Source organism: Variovorax sp. dw_954 (assembly GCF_018449755.1).
GTDB lineage: Bacteria > Pseudomonadota > Gammaproteobacteria > Burkholderiales > Burkholderiaceae_C > Variovorax.
The window spans coordinates 1-24,922 of sequence record NZ_JAAVVD010000035.1 but is presented as its reverse complement, the minus strand read 5'-3'; the positions used below and the strand labels follow the sequence as shown (position 1 = coordinate 24,922).

The window sequence follows — 24,922 nt, the reverse complement described above, 5'->3', positions numbered from 1 at the left end:
CAACCCATGCAAGACATCCTGATCAATTGGTCTCCGCAGGAGACCCGCGTAGCGCTGGTCGAATATGGCTCGGTGCAGGAGCTTCACGTCGAACGAACGCTGGAGCGCGGACTGGTTGGCAACGTCTACCTCGGCAAGGTTTCGCGCGTGCTGCCCGGCATGCAATCGGCCTTCATCGACATCGGCCTGGAGCGCACTGCGTTCCTGCACGTGGCCGACATCGTCGCGCCCTTCACGCCGGGCTCGCGCCCGATGAGCGCAGCGCCCGAACGCGATCATCGCGGGAACGCCAGCGCGATGGTGCCGATCGAGAAGCAGGTGTTCGAGGGCCAGTCGCTGCTGGTGCAGGTCATCAAGGATCCGATCGGCAGCAAGGGTGCGCGGCTTTCGACCCAGATCAGCATCGCGGGCCGGCTGCTGGTGTTCCTGCCGCAGGACAACCACATCGGCGTCTCGCAGAAGATCCCGCCGGACTTGCGTGACGCGTTGCGCACGCGGATGCAGGCGCTGATCGAGGCCGCAGCCATCGCCGACGGCAACGGCACGGCGCCAGCCAACACCGGCGGCTTCATCCTGCGCACCAATGGCGAGGATGCCAGCGATGCCGAACTCGCCGACGACATCGCCTACCTGCGCAAGACCTGGTCGCGTGTGCGCGACCTGTCGACCCGCCTGCCGCCGATGTCGCTGCTGCACCAGGACCTGAGCCTGCTCCAGCGCGTGCTGCGCGACCTGACCAACGAGGAGACGCAGGCCATCCGCATCGACTCGCGCGAACAGTTCGAGGCGCTGCAGAAGTTCGGTCGCGAGTTCATGCCCAAGGCGGCCGAGAAGCTGCAGCTCTACAAGGGCGAGCGGCCGATCTTCGACCTGTGCTCGGTGGACGAGGAGATTGGCCGCGCGCTGGGCCGGCGGGTGGACCTTAAATCGGGCGGCTACCTCGTGGTCGATCAGACCGAGGCGCTGACCACGATCGACGTGAACACCGGTGGCTTCGTCGGTGCGCGCAACTTCGACGACACGATCTTCAAGACCAACCTGGAAGCGGCGCAAGCGATCGCCCGACAACTTCGATTGCGCAACCTGGGCGGCATCATCATCGTGGACTTCATCGACATGGTGCGCGACGACCACCGCGAGCAGGTGCTGGCCGAGTTCCGCAAGCAACTGGCGCGGGACCGGGTCAAGACCACGGCCGGCGGCTTCTCGCAACTCGGGCTGGTGGAGATGACGCGCAAGCGCACGCGCGAGTCGCTGGCGCACATGCTGTGCGAGCCTTGCGCCGCCTGCAACGGCCAGGGCATCGTGAAGACCGCGCGCAGCGTGGCCTATGACGTGCTGCGCGAGATCCTGCGCGAGGCGAGGCAGTTCACGCCGCGCGAGTTCCGGATCGTGTCGTCGCCGCAGGTGATCGAACTGTTCCTCGACGAGGAGAGCCAGCACCTGGCGGGCTTGAGCGATTTCATCGGCAAGCCGATCTCGCTGCAATCCGAGCCCGCGATGGGGCAGGGGCAATACGACATCGTGCTGCTGTAGCTCGCCCCGGGCGGGGCTTTTTGTCAGAGCGTGGCCGGCTGCCCCGCGGGCGCGGTCCGCATCGCATGCGTCTGCAGGCGCGCATACAGGCCGTCGAGTTGCATCAACTGCGCGTGGCTGCCGATCTCGGCGATGCGGCCGTGGTCCATCACGACGATGCGGTCGGCATGCTGGATGGTGCTGAGGCGGTGCGCCACGATCAGCGTGGTGCGGCCCTGCATCAGGCGGGCGAGGGCCTCCTGCACCAGGCGCTCGGATTCGGTGTCCAGTGCGGACGTCGCCTCGTCGAGCAACAGGATCGGCGCGTCCTTGTAGAGCGCACGTGCAATCGCCAGCCGCTGCCGTTGGCCACCGGAGAGTTGCGTGGCGTTGTGGCCGAGCACGGTGTCGATCCCGTCGGGCAGGCTGGCCACATGCTTCGTGAGGTTGGCAGCCTCCACGCATTCGACCACGCGCTCGCGGTCCACCGCGGCGCCGAGTGCGACGTTGGCGGCCAGCGTGTCGTTGAGCATGACGACGTCCTGGCTCACCATCGCGAACTGGGCGCGCAGGTTCTGCACCTTCCATTCGCCGATCTCGAGGCCGTCGAGCAGGGCGGTGCCGGCGCTCGGCAGCACGAAGCGCGGCAGCAGGTTCACCAGCGTGGTCTTGCCGGAGCCCGAGGGGCCGACCAGCGCGATGGTCTCGCCGGACTCGATCGTCAGGCTGACGCCGTCAAGCGCGCGCGCCTCGTCTTCGCCGCGGTAGTTGACCCGGACGTCACGCAACTCGATGTGACCGGTCGCGCGTTTGGTTTCATAGCTGCCTTGCTGTTCCGGCGCAACGTCGTCGATCAGCACCATGCCGCGTTCCAGGGCGGCAAGTCCACGCGTGATGGGGTTGGCCATGTCGGCCAGGCGCCGGATCGGTGCGATGAGCATCAGCATGGCCGTGATGTAGGCGACGAAGCCGCCGACGGTAAGGCCCTGTTCTCCGCTTTGCCACAACGCGATCACCACCACGATCGACATCGCCACCGCCGCGAGCAATTGCGTCAACGGCGTCATCGCGGCGGAAGCGATGGTCGACTTCACCGCCAGCCTGTTGAGGCTGGCGCTTAGCTTTTCGAAGCGGCCCAGCTGGCCCGCTTCGGCGCCATGGAGGCGCACCATGCGATGGGCCAGCACGTTTTCTTCCACGACATAGGCCAGTTCATCGGTTGCCTGCTGGCCAAGCCGGGTGAAGTGGTAGAGCCGCTTCGAAAAGAACTTCATGATCCAGGCCACGCCCGGCAGCAGCACGCCGATGATGAGCGTGAGCTTCCAGTTCAGATAGAGCAGGTAGAACAGCAGCGCCACGGCAGTGAAGCCGTCGCGCGACAGGCCCAGCAGCGCCTGCACCAGCAGCATGGCGCCGGTCTGCACTTCATAGACGACGGTGTTGGACAGCGCGCTGGCGGATTGCCGCGTGAACAGCGCGAGTTCCGCGCCGAGCAAGCTGTCGAACAGCACGCGCCGCAGTCGCTGCATGCCTTCGTTCGCGATCCGGGCGAGCGCGTACTGCGATACGAACTGGGCCAGCCCGCGCACCGCGAACAGGCCGATGACGAAGGCCGGCACCAGCCACATCTGCAGCTTGCCGGTGAATCCGCGGTCGAGCAGCGGCTTGAGCAGCGCCGGTATCAGCGGCTCGGTGAGCGCTGCGATCATCGCGGAGACGACGCCAAGCGCCCACCACTGGCGCGACTGGCCGAACCACGTCATGAGCCTTGCCAACCGGCGCGTCAGGGGAGGGCGCGCGATCGCGTCGTCAGTAGAAGGCTGCATGGCGGCGCATTCTACGGGCGGCCCCGAATACGCATTTCAACGACCCGCCGGCGATAGTCAGGCAGTACACAGTTTGTGACGTGGGTGTTGATGCAGTGTGTACCATGTCGTTTCGTTACGCCCGGCCCAGAAACTTTCTGACCGGAAACATCTCCGAACCGCATGATCAAGCCGTTGCACGACTCCTCCCCAACTCCTTCTTCATCGTTCCTCGCCCGCCGCAGCCTCATCGCGGCACTTGCTGCCTCCCCTGCGCTTCCTGCACTCGCCCAGTTCCGGGTCGAAGTGACGGGCGTGGGCTTGACGCAGCTGCCGATCGCGATCGTGCCGTTCAAGGGGCAGGACGCGTCGCCGCAGAAGATCTCCGCCATCGTGCAGGCCGACCTCGAGCGCAGCGGGCAGTTCCGCGGCGTCGATGCGTCGGGGCAGGTGATGGACGAAGCCTCGCGGCCGGACCTCAGCCTGTGGCGCCAGCGTACGGCGGACTCGGTGGTCGGCGGCAGCGTGACCCGCCTTGCCGATGGCCGCTACTCGGTGCTGTTCCGCTTGTGGGACGTGGTGCGCGGGCAGGACCTCGGCGGCCAGAGCTACACCGTTCCCCAGGGCGACCTGCGCCTCGCCGCGCACCGCATCGCCGACTTCGTCTATGAAAAGCTGACCGGCGAGAAGGGCATCTTCTCCACGCGCATCGCCTACGTCACCAAGGGCGGGCGCTACACGCTGTGGGTGGCGGACGCCGACGGCGAGAACGCGCAGGCGGCGCTGACCAGCCCCGAGCCGATCATTTCCCCGCGCTGGTCTTCCAACGGCGGACAGCTGGCCTACGTGTCCTTCGAGTCGCGCAAGCCCGTGGTCTACGTGCACAACGTGGCCAGCGGCCAGCGCCGCCTGGTCGCCAACTTCCGCGGCAACAACAGCGCGCCGGCCTGGTCGCCCGATGGTGGCACGCTGGCGGTGACGCTGAGCCGCGACGGCGGCTCGCAGCTCTACACCATCTCGTCCAATGGCGGCGAAGCCAAGCGCCTCACGCAGAGCAACAGCATCGATACCGAGCCGGTCTACTCGTCCGATGGCGGCACGATCTACTTCGTGAGCGACCGCGGCGGTGCCCCGCAGATCTACAAGATGGGCGCGGGCGGTGGCAACCCGACCCGCGTGACCTTCACCGGCACCTACAACATTTCTCCGTCCGTCAGCGCCGATGGACGGTGGTTGGCCTACATCTCCAGGGTGGGTGGTGCCTTCAAACTCCACGTGATGGAGTTGTCGTCCGGCAATGTGTCAGCCATCACCGACACCTCTGCCGACGAGAAGCCCAGCTTTGCACCCAACAGCAAGCTCATCGTCTATGCAACGCAACTCGGCGGCAAGGAAGCGCTGATGACCACAACACTCGACGGCAAGATCAAGGCTCGATTGGCAGGACAGGCAGGCGACATACGCGAACCGGACTGGGGTCCGTTTCAAAAGCAATGATTAACACTGAGGAGTTCCAAATGTTGAAACGCACGATTTACTCGCTGGCCGTAGTGGCCCTGATCGCCGGATGCTCGTCCAGCACCAAGCTGAACGACGTGCCCGTGACGGATGCGCGCGGTGGCGCGGGGCAGGGCGGGCAGAGCGCCGTGGCGCCGGTCAACGCCGACCAGGGCTCGCTCAATGCGCAAGGCCCGGTCGGCGTCGCCCGCATCGTGTACTTCGACTTCGACAGCTATACCGTGAAGCCCGAGTTCCAGTCGCTGATCGACGGCCACGCGCGCTTCCTCAAGGCGAATCCGTCGCGCCACGTGTTCATCGAAGGCCATACCGACGAGCGCGGCGGCCGCGAGTACAACCTCGCGCTGGGCCAGAAGCGCTCGGAAGCCGTGCGCCGTGCGCTCGCCTTGCTGGGCGTTGCGGACACGCAGGTGGAGGCCATCAGCTTCGGCAAGGAAAAGCCGGCCGTCGCGGGCTCGGGTGAGCAAGCATGGGCGCAGAACCGCCGCGCCGAGATTTCGTACCGTTGATGAGCCCCGCATTGAGTTTGCGGCGCGTGGCTTGCGCCGCCGTTGTCATGTGTGCCTCGCTCGGTGCGCACGCAGCGCTCTTCGAAGACGATGAAGCGCGCCGCGCGATCCTCGACCTGCGCCAGCGCGTCGAGACGATGCGCACGCAATACGAGGCAGCGAGCCAGCAGAATTCGCGCTCGGTGCTGGAACTGCAGAACCAGATCGAGGGACTGCGCGGCGACGTTGCGCGCCTGACGGGGCAGAACGAGCAACTTGCCAAGACGGTCTCCGACATGCAGTTGCGACAGCAGGCTGTGGACGACAAGCTGAAGAAGAGCGAGCCCGCGCCTGTCAACGTGGACGGGCGCGAGTTCACGGCCGATCCGCGCGAGAAGTCCGACTTCGACGCGGCGCTCGGCATCTTCCGTGCGGGCCAGTTCGCGCAGTCGCAATCGGCATTCGCGGACTTCATCAAGCGCTATCCGCAGAGCGGCTACAACCCGTCGGCGCTGTTCTGGCTCGGCAATGCGCAGTACGCCACGCGCAACTACAACGAGGCGATCGCCAATTTCCGCTCGATGCTCTCGCTGGCGCCGGACCATGCCAAGGCGCCCGAGGCGGTGCTGTCGATCGCCAACTGCCAGATCGAACTGAAGGACACCAAGGCCGCGCGCCGGACGCTGGATGACCTGATCAAGGCCTACCCGCAGTCGGAAGCGGCCTCGGCTGCAAAAGAGCGGCTGGCCCGCTTGAAGTAGCAGGGCTTCGTTCTGGATAACGCGACATTGCCCGATGCTGTCGAATCCCCCGAGGCGGCTGCCGACCTGGCGCGGCGCTTCGGCGGACTTGAGCGGCTGTACGGCGTGCCGGGCGCGACGCGCATCCGCCATGCGCATGTGATGGTGGTGGGCATCGGCGGCGTTGGGTCGTGGGCCGTCGAGGCCTTGGCCCGCAGTGGCGTGGGCAGGCTGACGCTGGTGGACCTGGACCACATCTCCGAATCGAACATCAACCGCCAGATCCACGCGCTCGACGATACGGTTGGGCAGGCCAAGGTGGAAGCTATGGCCAGCCGCATCGCGCACATCAATCCCGACTGCCGGGTGCTGGCGATCGACGACTTCGTCGAGCCGGACAACTGGGCCGCGCTGCTCGCTCGGTCGGAGCAAGCGCACGGTCCGTTGAATGCCGTGATCGACGCTTGCGACCAAGTGCGGGCCAAGCTCGCGATGGCGGTGTGGGCGCGGGCCGGCAAGCATCGCTTCATCGCGGTGGGCGCGGCGGGCGGCAAGCGCCTTGCGCACAAGGTCGAGATCGATGACATCGCCATGGTCACGCACGACCCGTTGCTGGCGCAGATGCGCAATCGCCTGCGCAGATTGCACGGTGCGCCGCGCGAAGGCAAGAAGATCGGCGTGACCTGCGTCTTCAGCCGCGAGGCGGTCGCGCCGCCCGATGCGTCGTGCGCCATCGAGGAGGGCGACGGCAGCCTCAATTGCCACGGCTACGGCTCGGTGGTCAGCGTCACCGCGACTTTTGGTCAATGCGCTGCAGGCTGGGCGCTCGATCAAATCGCGCAAGACGGCAAGCTATAATCTTTGGCTTTGCCGCGTTTGATGCGCGGTGAAGAAACAAGAGTGGGACGTTAGCTCAGTTGGTAGAGCAGCGGACTTTTAATCCGTTGGTCACTGGTTCGAATCCAGTACGTCCTACCAGAAAAGACAAGGGTTAGCAGGTAAGCACCTGCTAACCCTTTTGTCATTTTGTTAGATCTGTCTCGATCCATTCTTGAAGTTCCGTGAGTGGCGTCGGCGTTGGTGCCTCGGGGCGGCGAACGGATCGTTGTGTTGACTTGGCGGGTATGGAAGTGCCTTCATCAACCTATCCCACGCATCCCAAGCGAGCCATCGAATTCGCAATCAACGAAGGCTGGAACTTGGCTTCTACGCGCCGGTCTGAATTGGCCGATTCGATTGACTGGAGCCAGGTCGAGCGCTTCCCACGCTGCTGGGGTGGGCAACGAGTGGCGACGCGGTTTTTCGAGGCGGTCGTACAAAGGCTCGATCTGCCGCTTCGTTTTTTGCTATGCGGCACTTCAGTCTTGCAGTCCAAGAGACTCACGATATGACTTCGTCAGCCTGAAGGAGCGCGCTCTGCGGGATCGGGTCCGAACGAGAGGAGGCACCCATAGCCGCGATAGTCCCCCATCACAGGTACTCGTTGCGCTGTCTCAAATGCAACCCAGTCGTCTCGTAGCTTCGCGTTGATCTGGGTTGGCATGAGAAGTACGCCGTCGGCTTGCTCCCGCTTGACTAACGCGGCTGCCGCCGGGAAATCAGTAGCCGCGTCGATGTCCAATGGAATCAAGGTGAGACCCAGCGATCGCGCGTTTTCACTGTAGTTCTCGAAAGCCGCGTCGATGCTTGACTTGCTGAGGCCCGACTGCCGACCGCATTCCGGGCAGCGGGCCAATGCGATCTTGGAGATGGCCGGGACCGCGGCCTTGAACAGCTCGATCCGCTTCGGCACGAGGTCGCCGGCGAAGTTCGACATTCCAGTGACCTGCCCGCCTGGATGGGCGAAGCTCGCGACGAGGCCGGTTCGCAGCGGGTCGTTGATTCCGAACGTGACGACGGGGATGTTTCCTCCCGCCTCCACCACCGCATGTGCTGCCGTCGATGTGCCGGTAACGACCACGTCAACGCCCTTTTCCCGCATCTCTTTGAAGACGATCAGCTCGCTTCCCGCCATGGCGGCGTAGGGTCCGTCCTGGCCGAACGGCGAGATCTACGTCATGACGATGCGCGGGAAGAGGTTGCCGAACAGCTGGTAGCGCCCGAGTCGAGGCGCGCCGATGATGGTCGGCGACCAGCGGCCAGGCATGTGGCGGATGCGATTGTCGATCGCTGGCTATGCCCGGCCAAGGATGTGCTGTTGGGCGCCATCGGCACCGCTCTGGTGGGTGCGACCGTCATCGACCATATTGCCTGTCTGCTCAGCCGCGCTGCCGCCGCATGTGAGACCATCGCCACCCACCTGACGACGCTGATCGGCGTTATCTTTCGCTCTCTTGGGCGCACGGCGCAGGCGGGCGTGTCGGTCACCGCAGCGTCCTTCGCTAGTGCCTCGATCTGTTGTCCACCTCGGTGCACGCAGTGGTGCTGCGTGCTTTGTCGCTCGTAGGCTGATGCTGGCTTCTTGCAAGCAGGCATCAAGACTCACAGGAGGGTTCTCAATGCCACAGTTCTATATGTTCAAGTGCAGCACTTGCAACACGCGGATCAAGGGCCCGAAGGTTCAACTCGACAAACTGAAAACTTTTAAGATTGGCACCCTTTTCGTCGGAGGCAACCGGCCACCAGGCGTGGCATGCAGCAACTTGGTGCACACGGGAGTCACCTACACCGGAAACCAAGACCTGCTGGAAACGCTCTACGAGTTGAGCCAAGACCCCGCCATCACGAGCCCGACGGGCGGCGACAATGTGGCGGGCTACATCGATGGCACCGAGTTCAAGTTCTATAAGTCGACCAACCTGGCGCGGCCCGCAGTGGTCAACGCAATACTGGGCAAGGCGAAGTCGAACCACGCAACGGTCTACACCAACCACGCGGATGCGCTTTGGATCAAGCACTATCCAAAGATGAAGGTGAAGTTGATGAACCAACTGAAGCCCAACGAGGGTGACGGAGCGGTCGGCGTGACACTGGCCTTTCAAAGCGTCAAGAAGTGGCCCCGCCAGATTGCCGCACTCGCGCTGAAAGCCCCCCTCCCGGACGGCGGCCTCTACGCAGCGGCGGCAGGCCTCAGCAAAGATCTCGACCTCCCGCCCGGCAGCCGCAAGAAGGGCCTGGCCCGCGCGCTTCGGTACTACATGCTGGCCACCTACTCGCTGGTGGACATCAGCTCGGCCGAGGGCTACGAAGGGTTGAAGAACTACGTGGGCACCTTGCTCGTGAGCGACCAGGGGCAGATCCTCGCCGCGGGCATCAACACCGGGTCGTTCCGGCACGCCGAGGTCAACATGCTGCTGTCCTACTTCCGCAACAATCTCACGGCGACCAAGGTGCCCGAAAACAGCGTCATCTTCTCGACGCTCACACCGTGCAAGGGGTGCACCGGTTTTCTCTCGGTGACGAAATCCAGCAACTGCGTGATTTACTTCGGCCAGGAAGACACCGGCAAGGACGGCAAGGTCGGCAAGAAGATCTCGACTCAATTGAGTGAGAAAACCAAGGCCCCTCTCGGCCGGAGCAAGGAAAAGCTCCCCGGCGAGATCGATACGGACGATACCGAGGACACCGAGGGCACAGGCGTCGTTGCGTTAGGCACCGCGAGCGAGATCCACAAGGTTCAAGTGGACAAGGGCCTGACCAACTGCATGGGCACCGGGTCGATCGCGACCCAGATCGGCAAAGCGACGCATGCGAAAGAAGTCCTGCGTTCCGCGAGCGAGGCCCTGATCCAAAAGATGCTCAGGACCCGCGCAGCCTCAGACGCCGAGAGCGAGGTCAAGCTCGCCGTCCTCACGCATATTGGCCAATGGCTGGGTACGTCGAGGTCCGTTGAGTAATTCGGCCCCTGAACCGCCGCGCTTTTCGAGGAGGCTCCGATCCTTGAGGGGATGGAGCCATGAGGATGTCAGTGAAGTTTCGCCCGAGGTTCGGGAGCGCGCGGTGCGCATGGATCAGCCTTTCGGCATCATCTCTGCAGCACCTGTCGACCCATTCCGAGGCGATCCTGGCTCAGACGTTGCCGAAGCCGCCGCCGCAGACCAGCACCTGGCCCGAGACGTAGTTCGATTCGGGCGCGCAAAACAGGTAGACGGCGTCCGCTGCCTCCTCGGCCGTGCCCGGGCGGCCCAGCGGGATCACCTGCTTGCTGGCGTCGATCATGGACTGCTGAATGCCGACCTTGATCTCGCGCCCCTCGATGCTCACGGTCTTGCTGTCGCTGCCGGCCAGGGCCTGCGTCAGGCGCGTCTCGATGTGGCCGAAGGCGACAGCGTTGACGTTGACCTTCAAGCGGCCCCATTCGCGCGACAGCGTCTTGGTCATGCCCGTCAGGCCTGCCTTGGCCGACGCGTAGTTGGTCTGGCCCACGTTGCCGCCGGCGGCGATCGACGAGATGTTGACCACCTTGCGGAACACTTCCTTGCCGTCGGCGGCCTCGGCCTTGGCGGCCGCGCTGATCACGGGGTAGGCCGCGCGCAGGATGCGGAAGGGCGCCGTCAGGTGGCAATCCATGATCGCGTACCACTGCTCGTCGCTCATCTTCTGGATCACGTTGTCCCAGGTGTAGCCGGCGTTGTTGACGACGATGTCGATGCTCTTGTAGTTGTCGACCGCCGTCTTGACGAAGTGTTCGGCGAAGTCCGGCGCGGTGACGCTGCCGACGCAGGCGACGGCTTCGCCGCCATTGGCGCGGATGGTCTCGACCACTTCGTTGGCCGGTTCGGCGTCGAGGTCGTTGACGACCACGCGGGCGCCTTCGGAGGCGAGCTTGAGGGCGACGGCGCGGCCGATGCCGCGGCCCGAGCCGGTGACGAGTGCAGTTTTTCCAGTGAGCTTGGTCATGTGTTTGTTTTGATCAGGAGAGAGTGAAGGGAATCAGCCGCGGCCGTACAGGGTGACCACGCAGGCTCCGCCCAAGCCCAGGTTGTGCTGGAGCGCCAGTTCGGCGCCTTGCACCTGCCGCGCCTCGGCCGTGCCGCGCAGCTGGTGGGTCAATTCGTAGCACTGCGCCAGCCCGGTGGCGCCCAGCGGATGGCCCTTGGACAGCAGGCCGCCCGAGGGGTTGGTCACGACCTGGCCGCCGTAGGTGTTGTCGCCGTCCTGGACGAACTTCTCGGCGCCGCCTTCGGGGCAGAAGCCCAGCGCTTCGTAGGTGAGCAGTTCGTTGTGGGCGAAGCAGTCGTGCAGCTCGGCCACGCGGATGTCCTCCGGTGCCACGCCGGCCTTCTCGTAGACCTGTTGCGCCGCCGACTTCGCCATGTCGAAGCCGACCATCTTGATCATCGACGGCGGCTCGTAGGAGCTCACGCCGTCGGTGGTCATGGCTTGGGCCAGGATGCACACGTCGGTGCGCAGGCCGTGCTTCTTCGCGAAGCGCTCCGAGACGATGATTGCCGCGGCACCGCCGCAGGTCGGCGGGCAGGCCATCAGGCGGGTCATGACATCGGGCCAGACCATCATGTCGTTCATCACGTCGTCCACGGTGACTTCCTTGCGGAAGAGGGCCAGCGGGTTGTTGGCGGCGTGGCGGCTGGCCTTGGCGCGGATGGCGGCAAAGGTCTCCAGCTGCGTGCCGTACTTCTGCATGTGCTCGCGGCCGGCGCCGCCGAACATGCGGATCGCCATGGGCATGTCGGGCACGTCGCCGGCAAGCGTGTCCGCGACCGCAAAGCAGTTGCCCATGGCAGCGGGCCGGTCGTTGTACATGTTGCCCAGCGCGCCCGGCTGCATCTGCTCGAAGCCCAGCGCCAGGGCGCAGTCGACCGCGCCGCTTTCCACGGCCTGGCGCGCGAGGAAGAGGGCGGTGGAACCGGTCGAGCAGTTGTTGTTGACGTTGACGACCGGGATGCCGGTCAGTCCGACCTCGTACAGGGCCGACTGGCCGCTGGTCGAGTCGCCATAGACATAGCCGACATAGGCCTGCTGGATCAGCTCGTAGCCGATGCCCGCATCGGCGAGCGCGAGGCGGGCCGCCTCGGCGCCCATCTCGATGTAGCTGCCACTGGCGCCCGGCTTCTTGAAAGGAATCATGCCGACTCCGGCAACGACGACTGCTTGCGTCATGGGTCTATCTCCTGTGGGGATGGTGGAAAAGTGAAAGGGGGAGGCTGCTCAGGCCTTGAGCCTGCGCGCCCGCGTGACCGCGTCGTAGCGGGTGGACACGCCGAGCTTGCGAAAGATGTTCTTCAGGTTCCACTTGACGGACTCGTAGGTGATGTCCAGCGTCAGGGCAATGCGCTTGTTGGACATCATCTGGCCGAGCAGCTCCAGGATCTCGCTCTCGCGCGGCGTGAGCTTCGTGCCCTCCGGGCGGCCGCGCGTGTCCTCGCCAGCGGGGTCCCGCGCGGCGAAGGCGGCGGCCAGTTGCGCCAGGTAGTCGCCCAGGGGCCCGTCGAGCTGCGCTTCGAGACGGGCGAGTCCGGCGCCCACCTCGGCGCCTTCGTCGATCACGGTTCGCAGCAGGCCGCGCCGGTGCGCCAGTGCCAGCGCGGCATGCCAGCGCAGCGTGGCCTCGTCGGTGCGCCCCAGCGCGTCGAGCGCCAGCGCGGAGAGCAGGTGGACGGTGACCAGGAGCCGGCTGCATCCATGCGAGGTGGCATGCCGGCCGACCCGCTCGAGCTCGCCCAGCGCGACCACCGGCTCGCCGGTGGCGATGGCGATCCGCGCCCGGACCAGTGCGGCCATGACCGGGATCTGGGCGAGCCATCCGCTGGCTTCCCGGTGCGTGGCCGCGAGTTCGTCGAGATCGGCCTGCAGCTGGATCGCGCGGTCCACGTCGCCTTGCGCGAGCACGATGCGCGCATGCTCGGCCAGCACATTGGCCAGCGCCCGATCGGTGCCCGCCTCGCGGATGCGCGCTTCTTCCGTGGCCAGGGCGGCGAGCGCGGCCTGCGGGCTGTCCTCGACTTCCAGCAGCCTGGCATGGCAGAGCATCGCGTGCGAAGCCGAGTGGCGGGATGCGGACTGCAGCATGTCGAGCCGGTTGGCCAGCGCCTCGCGTGCCTGCTCGATGCGATTGGTCTCGTGGAACACATCGGCCAGCACCGCGGCGCAGCCATTGGCGCTGATCGATCGCCGCCCGAACCGCTGCTCCGCGCGCAGCAGGCATTCGCTCGCGATCTGCTGCGCTTGCCGCATGTCGCCCTGCCGAAGCGCGGAATGCGCCAGGTGCAGCGTGGCCAGGATGGCCATCTCGTCATCGCTGGTGCGGGTGACCCGCGCCACCGCAGACTCGTAGTGGCGCCGGGCCTCCAGGTGCCGACCGGCGACCCCGTGGCTGGCGATGATCATCGCGGTGCGGACATGCGAGAAGAAGGGGTCCGGGAAGGACTGCTGCGCCAGCGGGCCGATCCACTTCCACATCTCGTCGCTGTCGTCCCGGCTGCTCGCGATCATGGCCCGCAGCACGCACATCTGCGCCTGCACCTCGGCATCGGCCTGCGCCAGGGGGATCTGGTCCAGCCAGTGCTGCGCGTCCTCGTAGCGGCTGCCCAGCACGAAGGTGCAGCAGGCCGTCACCAGCACGCCGGGGTGGCGCAGTACGGTGCTGGCCGGCAGGCGGTCGAAGCAGCGCAGGAAGGCGCCGAGGTGGCTCAACGAAAGGATCCTGGGCGCGCTGCGCTCGATCAGCCCGATCGCGACCTCTGCCTCGTCGCCCAGCAAGGCATAGCGGATGCCTTCGGCCAGCAGGTCATGTGCGGCGAACCAGGCACTCGCGCGAAGGTAGAGGCGCGCGGCCTCGTGCCGCGCAAGGCGTTCCGACAGGAACTCGGCGAACAGCGGGTGAAGCCGGTACCACTGGTAGCCGTCGTCGGAATCGACGGGAAAGACGAACAGGTTCTGGCGTTCGATCTGCGCGATCAGCGCCGCCGCATCGGGTGTCTGCGTCACGGCGCCGGCCAGGTCGGCGTTGAAGCGGCGCAGGATCGCGATGCGCTCCATGAAGCCGAGCAAAGAGGGCGGCAGGTGCGCGATGACATCCTCGAGCAGGTAGGCGCGCAGGTCGGCGGGCCGGGGCATCATCCGGCGCAGGCGCGTGCGTGCATTCGGATCGGCCTTGAAGGCGATCGTCATCAGTTGCAGGCCGATCGGCCAGCCATCGGTGAGCGCGTGCATCCAGTGCGCGCCGTCCGCATCGATCGCCGCGTCGAGGTTCTCCTTGAGGAAGGACAGGCTCTCGTGGAAGTCGAAGCAGAGGTCGGCGCAGTCGATCTCGGCCAGGTCGCCGCTCGCCCGCAGGCGACCCAGCAGCAGGCCCGGCATCGAGCGCGAGGCCAGCACGAGGTAGAGGCGATCCGGTGCGCAATCGACCAGGGCCTGCAGCAGCCGCGTGACCTGCGGATCGTCGACGTGGTGCAGGTCATCGATCATCAGGTGCACGTCGTGCGGCGCCTTGGCCAATGCATTGACCAGCGCCCACGCGACCGGCTCCGGCGAACTGCCGAGATCGGCGCCGGCCAGGTAGGGCAGCTCTTCCTGGATCGGCACGCCTGCTTCCCGCAGGGCGCCGATGAGGCTCGCGCAGAAGGGCGCGAGCTGGCCGTCTTCGGCCACCAGCGACAGCCATGCGACGTTCTCACCCGCTTTCAGCAGTTCCTTGCGCCATTGCGCGAGCAGGGTGGTCTTGCCATAGCCCGCCCCGCCGCTGACGAGGACCAGCCGGCACTCGCGACTTTGCTGCAGGCGGTACAGCAGGTGCTGCCGCAGCACCGACCGGGCGCTCGTCCGCGGGGGCGAGAACTTCGTGCTCGGAAGGAGCCTGGCGGATTGCATGGTCACGCGCCTGCGGCACTCTTGCGTTGCGTCAGAGCGCGATCGCCACCGACTTGAGCTCGGTGTAGGCTTCCACGCCTTCGCGGCCCAGTTCGCGGCCCACGCCGGATTCCTTGTAGCCGCCGAAGGGCAGCGCCAGGTCCAGCCCGGCCGGTGCGTTCACCCGCACGGTGCCTGCCTTGATCTTGCGCGCGAGCCTGTGGGCCACGCCGATGTCGCGCGTCCAGATGTTCGACGACAGGCCGTAGCAGGTGTCGTTGGCCAGGCGCGCGATGGCGTCCAGGTCGTCGTCTTCGAAGGGCATGGCACACAGCACGGGGCCGAAGATCTCCTCGCGCATGACCGACATGTCGGGCAGCGTTCCGGTCAGCACCGTCGGCTGCACGAAGTTGCCAGGGCCCTCGATGCGGCCACCGCCCGCGATGACTTCCGCGCCCGCCTGCCGGCCGGCCTCGATGTAGCCCGTGACGCGCTGCATGTGCTCGCGCGACACGAGAGGGCCGATCTCCGTGCGCGGATCAAGGCCGGAACCCACGCGCAACTTGGCAGCGGCACCGGCGATGGCGCCGACCACGTCGTCGAACACCTTCCTGTGCACGTAGAGGCGCGAGCCGGCGATGCACATCTGACCGGTGTTGCCGAAGATGCTGTGCACGGCCGCCGTGACGGCCTGCTCCAGGTTGGCATCGGGGAACACGATGAAGGGCGACTTGCCGCCGAGCTCCAGGGTCACCCGCTTCATGGTGTGCACGGCGTCCCGCACGATGGACTTGCCCACCGCCGTCGACCCCGTGAAGGTGATCTTGTCGACCATCGGATGCGCGACCAGCGCCTGGCCTGCCGCAGCGCCCAGGCCGGTGACGACGTTGACCACGCCGGGCGGAAAGCCCACGGCCTCGATGAGTTGCGCCAGGCGCACGGCCGTCAATGGGGTCTGCTCGGAGGGCTTGAGCACGACCGTGCAGCCTGCGGCCAGGGCCGACGCGATCTTCGTGACGGCCATCATCAGCGGGTAGTTCCACGGCACGATCGCGCCGACCACGCCGATGGGTTCGCGCAGGGTGTAGGCGTGCCACTGGCCGGGCATCGACGAGGTGATCGTCTCGCCGTTCAGCTTGGTCGCCCAGCCTGCCATGTAGCGCAGGCATTCCGATGCCAGCGCCACGTCGCCGATGCGGGCCATCTTCAGCGGCTTGCCGTTGTCGAGCGATTCGAGCAGCGCCAGTTCATTGGCGTTGGCGTCGATCGCATCGGCCAGCTTGTGCATCAGCCGCGAGCGGCCTGCCGGGGGCATGCGGGCCCACGGGCCGGCGTCGAAGGCCTGGCGCGCGGCCTTGACGGCCAGGTCGATGTCGGCAGCGCCGCCGGCGGCGGCCTGGGCCAGCAGGCGATCGGTCGCGGGGTCCACCACGTCCAGGGTCTCGCCCGATTGGGCGGGCATCCATTGGCCGCCGATGAAGTTCTGCAGCGGCTGCGCCAGGAAGCCGGCGCCCAGTGCGGCGGCTTGTTGCTCGATGGTGAGGTTGGTCGTCATGGCGTCTGTCTCATTGAAGGTTGAAGGTCAGTCGCATTCGAGGATTGCAGGGCCCGGGGTGGCTTGCACCACTCCGGTGGAGTGGCGCAGGTCCGCGTGCCACTCCACCGGAGTGGTGAAGTGCTTGCGGCTGCGACCTAACCTCGTCTCATCCCGACAGCTTCAACCTGAAAGAGCAAGAGACAATGAAAGCAGCCGTATTCCACAGTCCCGGCACACCACTGGTGATCGAGGACGTTTCCATCGACAAGCCCGGACCGCACGAAGTGCTGATCCGCACCGTGGCGGCCGGCGTGTGCCACTCCGACCTGCACTTCGTGGACGGCATGCTGCAGCACCCGGCGCCCGTGGTGCTCGGCCACGAAGCGGCCGGCGTGGTCGAGCAGGTCGGTTCGCTGGTGCGCACCGTCAAGCCCGGTGATCACGTGGTGACCTGTCTCTCGGCTTACTGTGGCCATTGCGATCATTGCCTCACGGGCCACCTCTCGCTGTGCGTCTCGCCCGACACCCGTCGCGGCAAGGGCGAAGAGCAGCGCCTGTCCTACCTGCAAAAGCCGATGCCCCAGTTCGGCAACCTGTCGGCCTTTGCCGAGCAGATGCTGGTGCATGAGCATGCCTGCGTCGCCATCCGGCGCGACATGCCGCTGGACCGCGCCGCCCTGATCGGCTGTGCCATCACCACTGGCGCCGGCGCGGTGTTCAACACGGCCGGCGTGCGGCCGGGCGAGACCGTCGCGGTCATCGGTTGCGGCGGCATCGGGCTGGCCGCGATCAACGGCGCGGCGCTGGCCGGTGCGGGCCGCATCATCGCGATCGACATGCTGCCGTCCAAGCTCGAACTGGCCAAGCTGTTCGGCGCCACCGACGTGATCAATGCAGCCGACACCGACGTCGTGAAGGCGGTGCGCGATCTCACCAACGGCGGCGTGCACTTCTCCTTCGAATGCATCGGCCTCAAGGCGACCGCGGAGCAATCGTTCGCGATGCTGCGCCGCGGCGGCACGGCGACCCTGATCGGGATGATCAAGCCGGGCGTGAAGCTGGAACTCGATCCCAACCACCTGCTGCACGAACGCCGCATCCAGGGTTCGGTCATGGGATCGAACCGCTTCCCGGTGGACATCCCGCGCCTGGTCGATTTCTACATGGCCGGCAAGCTGCACCTGGACCCGATGATTTCGCGCCGCCTGAAGCTGGACCAGATCAACGAGGCTTTCGACGAACTACGCCGCGGCGAGCTTGCCCGTTCCGTGGTCGTCTTCGAGCAATAAGCAAACAAACAATAAAAGGAGACATCCCATGACCCAAGCTGCACAAGCCAGCCAGCTGCCCGAAGCCTTCTCGGGTGAAGCGGCCGCCGAGCCAAGCTTCCGCGACTCGAAGCTGCTGAACTCGGCAGCGTCGCACCAGCGCCGCGCCGATGGCACGCTGCTGATGAAATCCCTGGACGATCCGGGCGAGATCACAGAGTCCACCTTCAGCGAATTCGTCGCTCAGTGGGCGCAGACCCGTGGCACGCAGGTGGCCCTGGCCGAGCGCAACGGGCCCGACACCTGGCGCACCATCGACTGGGCCGGCTTCCATCGCCAGATGCTCTCCGTGGCTGCCGCGCTGCTTGAACTCGGCCTGTCGCAAGCGCGGCCGCTGATGATCCTCTCGGGCAACTCGATCGAGATGGCCGTGCTCACGATGGCGGCGGACTACGTCGGCATCCCCACCGCGCCGGTCACGCCGGCCAGCGCGCTGATGAGCCAGGAGTTCACGCGCCTCATCGACATGCATGCGCTGGTCGAGCCGGCCGCGGTCTTCGTGCAGGCGGTCGGGCCCTTCGCCAAGGCGCTCCAGGCGCTGGGCACGCCGGCCAGCGAGATCATCGCGGTGCAGGGCAGCACGCCGGGCCAGATCACCTGGCAATCGCTCGTCGAGACGCCCATGACGCCGCAACGGCTCGCCGCCGTGCAGGCCGCCCACGAGGCCATCGACGTCGACCGCGACGTCGCACGCATCTTCTTCACCTCGGGCTCCACCGGCGTGCCCAAGGGCGTGCCGCTGCGCTACCGCAATGCCGCGGCCATGATCGGGCAGATCCGCTACATGCACCGACCCATGCTCGACGAGACGGTGGTGATGCTGGACTGGCTGCCCTGGAGCCATGCCTTCGGCGCCGTGGCCAACTTCGGCCGCCTCTTCGTGACCGGCGGCTCCTTCTACATCGACGACGGCCGGCCCCTGCCTGCCATGTTCGCGCGCACCGTGCAGAACCTGCGCGAGGTCTCGCCCTCGTTCTATGCCAACGTGCCGGCGGCATTTGCCATGCTGAGCGCGGAACTGGAGCGTGACGAAACGCTGGCCCGCTCCTTCTTCTCGCGCCTGAACTTCGCCGGCTATGGCGGGGCCAGCCTGCCGCGCGACGTCTGGAAGCGCTTCCAGGCCGTGGCGGTGCGCACCATGGGCCAGCGCATCGTGTTCGCCTCCGGCTTCGGCGCGACCGAGACCACCGGCCTGGGCTCGGGCTTCACGATGCCGGGCGACGACGTGGACAACATCGGCCTGCCGGGTCCGGGCGTCGAGCTCAAGCTCGTCCCGCTGGAAGGCGAGGAGGGCCGCTACGAGATCCGCACGCGCGGGCACCATGTGTTCCCCGGCTATCTCAAGCGTCCCGACCTGAGCACGGCCGCCTTCGACGACGAGGGCTTCTACTGCCTGGGCGATGCGGTTCGCCTGGCCGATCCGCAATTGCCCGGAGCGGGCCTGCGCTATGCCGGCCGCTGCGTCGAGGACTTCAAGCTGGCCAGCGGCACCTGGGTGCGCACCGGCGCGGTCCGCCTCGGCCTGATCGAGGCCTGCGCACCCTTGCTGGCCGACGCGGTGATCTGCGGACACGACCGTCACCAGCTGGGCGCGCTCGCCTGGCCGAATGTCGCGCAGTGCCGCGCCTTGGCGCCTGAACTGGCCGAGCTGCCGGTTGAGGCGCTGATCCGCCACCCGCTCGTTCTCGATGCATTGCGCGCCAGGCTGCGCACCCAGGTCGGCGCCAGCAGCCAGCAGGTGCGCCGCGTGATCCTGATGGCCGAGCCGCCGTCGCCGGATGCCTATGAGATTGCTGACAAGGGCTATGTGAACCAGGCCATCACGCGCCAGCGCCGCGCCCACCTGATCGACGTGCTGTATGCCGATCCGGTGGATGCCGCTGTCGCCAGCATCGGCTGAGTGACCCCGCGCACGCACCCTTGACAGACACAAACAACCCGGAGACAAGAATGCAATCCACCCCCATCGCGCTGGACGCCAAGCTCGGCATTGCGGTACGCGACGACACTGTCGAGTCGGTGTACTCGAAGGTCGGCTGGCGCATCATGCCGCTGCTGATCATCTGCTACATCGTCGCCTTCCTGGACCGCATCAACATCGGCTATGCGCAGTTGCAGATGAAGCAGACGCTGCCTTTCAGCGACACGGTCTACGGACTGGGCGCGGGCATCTTCTTCATAGGCTACTTCCTGTTCGAAGTGCCGAGCAACCTGATGCTGGCGAAGGTCGGCGCGCGCAAGACGCTGCTGCGCATCATGTTCTGTTGGGGCATCGTCGCCGCCGGCATGGTGTTCGTGCAGACGCCGACGCAGTTCTACGTGCTGCGCTTCCTGCTTGGCGCCTTCGAGGCCGGCTTCCTCCCAGGTGCGATCCTGTACCTGACCTTCTGGTACCCGTCGGCGCGGCGCGGCCAGATGATCGCCCTGTTCATGACCGCGACCACCCTCGCGAGCCTGATCGCCGGTCCGTTGTGCGGCGGGATCATGAAGTGGATGGACGGCATGAACGGCTGGCACGGCTGGCAATGGCTGTTCCTGGTGCAGGGCCTGCCGGCGTCGGTGCTGGGCATCGTCGCCTTCTTTTACCTGGACGACAAGCCGGAGGATGCGAAGTGGCTGGACGCGCGCGAGAAGGCGGTGCTCCGTGACCATCTGGAGCACGACCAGCGCCCGGTGGCCGGTACTGCCCACGGTTCGGCATGGCAGATCCTGAAGGACCCGAAGGTCTATTCGCTGGCGCTGGTGTTCGCCCTGTTGCTGGGGGCGGCCTACACCGTCGTGTTCTGGCTGCCCACGCTGATCAGGAGCTGGGGCATTGCCGACCTGTTCATGATCGGCATCTACGCCGCCATCCCCAACATCTTCGGCGTCATCGGCATGGTGCTGATCGGCCGCAACTCCGACCGCACGAAGGAGCGGCGCTGGCACTTCGCGGCCTGCGCGCTGCTCGCCGCCGCCGGCCTGACCCTGACCATCGTGATGCAGGGCAACTTCATCGGTTCGATGATCGGCCTGTGCATCGCCGTCACGGGCATCGCCTCGCTGGCGCCGCTGTTCCTCACCATCACCAGCGAGTACCTGTCGAAGGCGGCTGCCGCCGGCGGCATCGCGTTGATCAGCAGCCTGGGCAACCTCGGTGCGGCCGTCAGCCCGTCGATCACCGGCGCCATCAACGCCGCCACCGGCAACCCGAACAAAAGCATGTACCTGGTGGTCGCAATGTATGTCGCTGCCGCCCTGTTGCTGCTGCGCTCGGTGCGGCCAGCCCAGCGCGGATGAACGCGCCGGGAGTCGCCCGGCGTCGCCGGATTCGCGGCCATTTGCCCACGAACTGACTAACTACTGCACAGGCGCCTGCGCCGTCGCCGAATTGCCAGCGCCGTCCCACGCCGTCACCTTGATCGTGCCGTTGAGCGGAAGGCGGTTGCAGGATACGGTCAGGCCAGACGGCTGCTGGCCGTCGGGGCAGGTCCAGCGGGCTGCCAGCAGTTGTCCCTGGCCGCCCTGTGGCGTCAGGTTCAACTGAATCTTGCCGACATCCTGCTCCGATGGCGATGCCACGATGGCCAGCGACAAAGGCTGCTGAATGGTCAGCGTCTGCGACCAGGCGCGTGCGTTTCCGGTCGTGGTATCGGTCACCTTCGCGGTCACCTTGTAGGCGCCCGGTGTGGTAAAGGCATGCGACAGGCGGTCCGAACTGTTGGAGTTGACCGCGCCAGAGTCGTCGCCGAAGTCCCAGTCGATCATGCTCAGCGCATGTGCCGGCTGCTTGTAGTTGTTCTGCGGCTGGGCGGTGGAACCATAGAAGCTGATGGTCGCTGCCGTGGTGGCGATGCGAGTCGAATAGAACTGGATACCTGGCAGGTCGCCTACCGTGCTGTCGTAGACGGCCTTGACCACGTCCTTGCCCGCCTTGACCTTGAAGCCGAGCGCGGCCGCATTCGAGTAGGCGCCGTCGGCGGTCAGTTGACCCAGGTCCGGCCCGACGTTGTAGCGGGCGAAGTCGCCCGAGCCGAACTGAACCGTGGTGTAGTCGCTCGGCGACCAGGCGTAGCCCAGGAAGTCACCCGACAGGCCAACGACATTGACGGATTGCGCGTCCAGGACTTCGCCGCGGACCGTGTCGTTCACCTCTGCGAAGGATTCTCCAGGGTTGCTGATGTAGAGCAGCGGCCCGATGCGCAGCGCCGTCATGTAGGTGCCCAGCGTGGTTGCGCCGCTGCCGCTGACAGCACAGTTGCCGTTGCACCAGGGTGCGACCAGCGCGCGCGGCACCGAGCAGTTGCCGCCGAGCGCCGCATTGCAGTTGGGGCCACCGAAGGGGGCGCTAGCCGCGTTGTACTTCATCAGGCTGAGCAGCCCCTGGTTCTCCGCCGTGGCGCCGACCGTGACGTTGTTGATCAGGGTCTCCGAACTGCCCAGTGCGGCGCTCGTCAGGGGAGCCGCCTTGGCCATCGCCAGACGCAGTGTGTTGAGTACGTATTCGCCCTGGTAGGCCACCTCGGCATAGTCCGCGTTCTGGCCGGGCGATTCCTGGCGACCCAGCGTGCCGGTGGCGACGACGGCCATGCCACCGATGGTGTCGTCCATCTGCTTGCGCACGTAGCCCGGCACGTCGGCCGAGAAGCCTTGCGTGACCGCGCCATTGAACGGCCGGAACTGGTCTGGATGGTTGGGAATGTTGACGTAGAGCGCGTTGGTCGCGCCTGTCTGCGGATCGCGCGCCCACAGCACCGGCATGCGTGCATCGACGGCGAAGCCGTCCACGTGGTCGGTGCCCTGGCCGTTCTGCCAGATCAAGGCATCGATGCTGCCGTTGGCCACCCACAGCTCCGAGGTCTTGAGGTCTGCAGCGGCCGCATCGACCGCCTGCACCACGGCATCGTGGACCTTCTTCACGTAGGCGCGGTTGTCCGTGCCCATCAGCCCCCAGATGCCAACCAGCGTCGGCGTCGCATGCGAGTGCGTCGTCGAGACCATGACCGCCGAGCGATCGACTGTGAAGCCGCGATCGGCCAGCTTCTGCGCCGCGTCCACCCGGGCCCCGAACTGGCCCATGCCCGCTTCGGCGCCTTGGTAGTCGGCGAACCAGCCGGTGCTGTCGACCACCGCGAAGGCCACGGCCTTGTCGCCGCTGGCCACCACGAAGGCGCGCACTTCGAGCGGGTCGTTGCTGGTCTGGATCGCCGGCTTGGACTTGTCGGAGTAGCCACCGACGTAGACGGGCTTGTCCGGCGCGATGCTGACGGTGGCCGCGCCGACCTTGAACAGTGCGTTGGGCGTGGGCGCAGGCTGAGTCGGCGCGCCATTCGTCGGTGCGTCGGGCGCCTTCTGTGTGGTGTCCTGCGGCGCGGCATTCGACGCGAGCGGCAGGCTGAGGGCGGGGCCCGAGTTGCCACCGCCGCAGCCGGCGAGCAGCGCGATCAGCGCGCAGCCCAGCCAGGCAATTGATCTCTTCATTCTCTATCTCCAGGGTTCATTGGGTCTGTTGTGTCGCAGGCCCGCAGGGGTGCTGCGACGCGCCGACGAACTCTATGGGCGTCGCCCACGTCGATCCATGACTTGTGGTGCCAGCAGCTTTGCCTTTGGTGACACGCCTTGGGGGCGCTGACTAGCTTTGACAGGCCGCGTCGACCTGGCGCTGAAGCTCGCGCGGACTCAGGCCGAACCAACGCTGCACCGCGCGACTGAGCACTGCGCTGTCGGCGTATCCCAGGTCTTCCGCAATCTCGGCGAGATTGAGCTTGCGTTCCCTCTGGGCCGGGTGCCGATCGCTCATCCGGCGCATCAGGCGTTGCTTGCGGCTGGCATCGACCAGATCGCTGAATGTCGTTCCTTCGTCGGCCAGGCGGCGGATCACCGTGCGGCGCGAAGTGCCCAGGTGTTCAGCGACCTTGGGCAGCTTGTAGTTGGCAGCATGGCCCGTGCGAAAAAGCTGCTCGATGCGCGACCTCAATGACGCCGACCATCCCTGATGGCGTTCTGCGTCCTCACACGCTCGCCAGGCACGGGTGTAGTCCTCTGCCGAGGCCGTCGGCACGCTGGCATCGGCCAGGACAGCGGGCACGAACAGCGTCGGCCAGCGCGCACCGCCTTCGACATGCACACCCACTTCGGCCCAGGCGCGGGCAATGTCGGCGCCCATGCCCGACAAACGCAGCGTGGTGTTTCGACGGGCTTCCGGGGAAAGCTCCTCCAGCATCGAGCAGATCATCGCCAGCAGGAAATCCAGGGTGAACCGCTCCACGTCGCCCAGCGCGACGCGCGGACGCACATGGAGTTCCAGGCTGCCCTTCCGCTCGCGCACTTGGACGTTCAGCACCGCCAACCGGAGTGGCGCAAAGCGCACCAGTGCTTCGAGGGCCTGGCGCAAGTTGCTTGCGCTGGCCATCAGGTAGGCAAGCGGTCCATGTGCGAGAAGCGGTACTCGCCTGCCCAGCCGAATGGCCAATCCGGGTCGCGGCGCGCATCGTTCCAGGCTCAGCATCAAGTCTCGCCAGACCGCCAATGACACCGGCTCGTCGCAGTTGGAAAGCCAACGAGCGTTCAGCCCGAGCGGCACCAGGCAGGCGTCGAGGTCCACCCCTTCGGCCTTGGCCGCCGCGACGAGCAGCCGCAGATAAGTGGGGTGTACCAATGGCAGGTCGAGCTCCCAGGTGTCCGGGCCAACTTCAGAGTCGTTGGCGAAGGGCAAGTGGGGCTTTTCGTTCGAGGCAAGCAAGACAGATGGAGGTCAGCGCCTTTTTAGGCTGAAAGAAAGTTGTTGAAAGGGCCGGACTTGCCCAGTAAGAGGTGCCCCGCTGAATCGGTGTGGTGCGCGTACGGAACTGTAGGGATCGCGACGACTTGACGCTTCGCAAGTTGCGACATGCTTTTCGCTTTTCGTGCCCGAATCGGGCTCACCGATCGCCAAACGGGCAGCGCACCGTTGCCAATGCCGGTAGCGGGCCTCACAATCCGCCGGCTTCGCAACGCGGGTTGTTGAGTCCAGCGAATGGGTCTGCCTGGGCTCGTCGGCACGCAACTATTGATTGCCTGAGGACGACGCATGAATTCACGACTTTTGACGCTGGTGGCGCCCCTCCTGATGTCTGCCTTGCTGGCGGCCTGCGCCAGCGGGCCGGGCGCTGGACCTCGAGACTCACTGGCCCGCATCGGCCAGTCCCAAACCCTCAAGCTGGGCTATCGGGAGGATGCAAAGCCGTTCTCGTTCAAGGGGGCTGACGGTGCACCGGCAGGCTAT

At 66.1% G+C, this 24,922-nt stretch carries 17 protein-coding genes, 1 tRNA gene and 1 pseudogene; 11 read left to right on the top strand and 8 right to left on the bottom strand.

The annotated features are described in order from the left end of the window. Positions 1 to 6 precede the first annotated feature (6 nt). Positions 7 to 1,536, top strand: a complete 1,530-nt coding sequence (gene rng, locus HB681_RS34080; protein WP_213959316.1) for a ribonuclease G — start codon at positions 7 to 9, stop codon at positions 1,534 to 1,536. A gap of 23 nt (positions 1,537 to 1,559) precedes the next feature. Here the strand turns inward: rng and msbA are convergent, their stop codons facing one another. Then, entirely contained in the window at positions 1,560 to 3,341 is a 1,782-nt protein-coding gene (gene msbA, locus HB681_RS34075; RefSeq protein WP_256735207.1) for a lipid A export permease/ATP-binding protein MsbA, read from the bottom strand. Positions 3,342 to 3,503: 162 nt separating this feature from the next. Between msbA and tolB the strand changes: the two genes are divergently transcribed. The 5 genes from tolB to HB681_RS34050 all read left to right on the top strand — a co-directional run bounded on the left by tolB (position 3,504) and on the right by HB681_RS34050 (position 7,044). Next, positions 3,504 to 4,817, top strand: a complete 1,314-nt coding sequence (tolB, locus tag HB681_RS34070) for a Tol-Pal system beta propeller repeat protein TolB (protein WP_213959315.1) — start codon at positions 3,504 to 3,506, stop codon at positions 4,815 to 4,817. A 20-nt stretch (positions 4,818 to 4,837) separates the two neighbouring features. After that, positions 4,838 to 5,347 (top strand): peptidoglycan-associated lipoprotein Pal, encoded by a 510-nt coding sequence (pal, locus tag HB681_RS34065; RefSeq protein ID WP_213959314.1) that lies wholly within the window; start codon positions 4,838 to 4,840, stop codon positions 5,345 to 5,347. After that, positions 5,347 to 6,087 (top strand): tol-pal system protein YbgF, encoded by a 741-nt coding sequence (gene ybgF, locus HB681_RS34060; RefSeq protein ID WP_213959313.1) that lies wholly within the window; start codon positions 5,347 to 5,349, stop codon positions 6,085 to 6,087. The genes pal and ybgF overlap by 1 nt, the downstream gene beginning before the upstream one ends. 27 nt (positions 6,088 to 6,114) lie before the next feature. Then, positions 6,115 to 6,924: a tRNA threonylcarbamoyladenosine dehydratase gene (locus tag HB681_RS34055; protein ID WP_256735206.1), complete on the top strand. Its 810-nt coding sequence runs from the start codon at positions 6,115 to 6,117 to the stop codon at positions 6,922 to 6,924. 44 nt (positions 6,925 to 6,968) lie between these two features. After that, positions 6,969 to 7,044, top strand: a tRNA-Lys gene (locus HB681_RS34050). A 418-nt stretch (positions 7,045 to 7,462) separates the two neighbouring features. Here HB681_RS34050 and HB681_RS34045 read toward each other — a convergent pair. Then, complete coding sequence (locus tag HB681_RS34045) at positions 7,463 to 8,080, bottom strand: ABC transporter substrate binding protein (protein ID WP_213959312.1); 618 nt, start codon at positions 8,078 to 8,080, stop codon at positions 7,463 to 7,465. Between the two features lie 484 nt (positions 8,081 to 8,564). Here HB681_RS34045 and HB681_RS34040 point away from each other — a divergent pair, with 484 nt between their 5' ends. Then, complete coding sequence (locus HB681_RS34040) at positions 8,565 to 9,902, top strand: hypothetical protein (protein ID WP_213959311.1); 1,338 nt, start codon at positions 8,565 to 8,567, stop codon at positions 9,900 to 9,902. 172 nt (positions 9,903 to 10,074) lie between these two features. Here HB681_RS34040 and HB681_RS34035 read toward each other — a convergent pair whose 3' ends face one another. The 4 genes from HB681_RS34035 to HB681_RS34020 are packed head-to-tail and all read right to left on the bottom strand — an operon-like array spanning position 10,075 to position 16,369. Next, a complete protein-coding gene (locus HB681_RS34035; protein ID WP_213959310.1) occupies positions 10,075 to 10,905 on the bottom strand; it encodes an SDR family oxidoreductase in 831 nt (276 codons plus the stop codon). A 33-nt stretch (positions 10,906 to 10,938) separates the two neighbouring features. After that, positions 10,939 to 12,126, bottom strand: a complete 1,188-nt coding sequence (locus HB681_RS34030) for a lipid-transfer protein (protein ID WP_213959309.1) — start codon at positions 12,124 to 12,126, stop codon at positions 10,939 to 10,941. A gap of 48 nt (positions 12,127 to 12,174) precedes the next feature. Beyond that, the gene (locus tag HB681_RS34025) at positions 12,175 to 14,835 is read right to left on the bottom strand and encodes a LuxR C-terminal-related transcriptional regulator (protein WP_213959308.1); all 2,661 of its coding nucleotides are present in this window, start codon (positions 14,833 to 14,835) and stop codon (positions 12,175 to 12,177) included. Positions 14,836 to 14,866: 31 nt separating this feature from the next. Beyond that, a complete protein-coding gene (locus tag HB681_RS34020) occupies positions 14,867 to 16,369 on the bottom strand; it encodes an aldehyde dehydrogenase family protein (RefSeq protein ID WP_213959307.1) in 1,503 nt (500 codons plus the stop codon). Positions 16,370 to 16,554: 185 nt separating this feature from the next. Here HB681_RS34020 and HB681_RS34015 point away from each other — a divergent pair, with 185 nt between their 5' ends. The 3 genes from HB681_RS34015 to HB681_RS34005 are packed head-to-tail and all read left to right on the top strand — an operon-like array spanning position 16,555 to position 20,958. Then, on the top strand, positions 16,555 to 17,640 hold the full coding sequence (locus HB681_RS34015; protein ID WP_213959306.1) for a Zn-dependent alcohol dehydrogenase: 1,086 nt from the start codon (positions 16,555 to 16,557) through the stop codon (positions 17,638 to 17,640). 28 nt (positions 17,641 to 17,668) lie between these two features. Beyond that, positions 17,669 to 19,579, top strand: a complete 1,911-nt coding sequence (locus HB681_RS34010; protein WP_256735205.1) for an AMP-binding protein — start codon at positions 17,669 to 17,671, stop codon at positions 19,577 to 19,579. A gap of 50 nt (positions 19,580 to 19,629) precedes the next feature. Further along, positions 19,630 to 20,958, top strand: coding sequence for an MFS transporter (locus tag HB681_RS34005; protein WP_213959305.1), 1,329 nt, complete (start codon positions 19,630 to 19,632; stop codon positions 20,956 to 20,958). 60 nt (positions 20,959 to 21,018) lie between these two features. Here the strand turns inward: HB681_RS34005 and HB681_RS34000 are convergent, their stop codons facing one another. Beyond that, on the bottom strand, positions 21,019 to 23,139 hold the full coding sequence (locus HB681_RS34000; protein WP_213959304.1) for a PKD domain-containing protein: 2,121 nt from the start codon (positions 23,137 to 23,139) through the stop codon (positions 21,019 to 21,021). A 151-nt stretch (positions 23,140 to 23,290) separates the two neighbouring features. Next, a complete protein-coding gene (locus HB681_RS33995) occupies positions 23,291 to 24,373 on the bottom strand; it encodes an AraC family transcriptional regulator (protein WP_213959303.1) in 1,083 nt (360 codons plus the stop codon). Positions 24,374 to 24,727: 354 nt separating this feature from the next. Here HB681_RS33995 and HB681_RS33990 point away from each other — a divergent pair. Then, positions 24,728 to 24,922, top strand: a pseudogene (locus HB681_RS33990) (amino acid ABC transporter substrate-binding protein); the annotation flags it as partial.

Bases quoted from the DNA above. Each gene is read 5' to 3' on its own strand.
- HB681_RS34025 (WP_213959308.1), bottom strand. From the start codon at position 14,835: ATGCAATCCGCCAGGCTCCTTCCGAGCACGAAGTTCTCGCCCCCGCGG.
- tolB (WP_213959315.1), top strand. From the start codon at position 3,504: ATGATCAAGCCGTTGCACGACTCCTCCCCAACTCCTTCTTCATCGTTC.
- rng (WP_213959316.1), top strand. From the start codon at position 7: ATGCAAGACATCCTGATCAATTGGTCTCCGCAGGAGACCCGCGTAGCG.
- HB681_RS34045 (WP_213959312.1), bottom strand. From the start codon at position 8,080: ATGGCGGGAAGCGAGCTGATCGTCTTCAAAGAGATGCGGGAAAAGGGC.
- HB681_RS34030 (WP_213959309.1), bottom strand. From the start codon at position 12,126: ATGACGCAAGCAGTCGTCGTTGCCGGAGTCGGCATGATTCCTTTCAAG.
- HB681_RS34035 (WP_213959310.1), bottom strand. From the start codon at position 10,905: ATGACCAAGCTCACTGGAAAAACTGCACTCGTCACCGGCTCGGGCCGC.
- msbA (WP_256735207.1), bottom strand. From the start codon at position 3,341: ATGCAGCCTTCTACTGACGACGCGATCGCGCGCCCTCCCCTGACGCGC.
- HB681_RS34040 (WP_213959311.1), top strand. From the start codon at position 8,565: ATGCCACAGTTCTATATGTTCAAGTGCAGCACTTGCAACACGCGGATC.
- pal (WP_213959314.1), top strand. From the start codon at position 4,838: ATGTTGAAACGCACGATTTACTCGCTGGCCGTAGTGGCCCTGATCGCC.
- HB681_RS34020 (WP_213959307.1), bottom strand. From the start codon at position 16,369: ATGACGACCAACCTCACCATCGAGCAACAAGCCGCCGCACTGGGCGCC.
- HB681_RS34000 (WP_213959304.1), bottom strand. From the start codon at position 23,139: ATGAAGAGATCAATTGCCTGGCTGGGCTGCGCGCTGATCGCGCTGCTC.
- HB681_RS34010 (WP_256735205.1), top strand. From the start codon at position 17,669: ATGACCCAAGCTGCACAAGCCAGCCAGCTGCCCGAAGCCTTCTCGGGT.
- HB681_RS34015 (WP_213959306.1), top strand. From the start codon at position 16,555: ATGAAAGCAGCCGTATTCCACAGTCCCGGCACACCACTGGTGATCGAG.
- ybgF (WP_213959313.1), top strand. From the start codon at position 5,347: ATGAGCCCCGCATTGAGTTTGCGGCGCGTGGCTTGCGCCGCCGTTGTC.
- HB681_RS34005 (WP_213959305.1), top strand. From the start codon at position 19,630: ATGCAATCCACCCCCATCGCGCTGGACGCCAAGCTCGGCATTGCGGTA.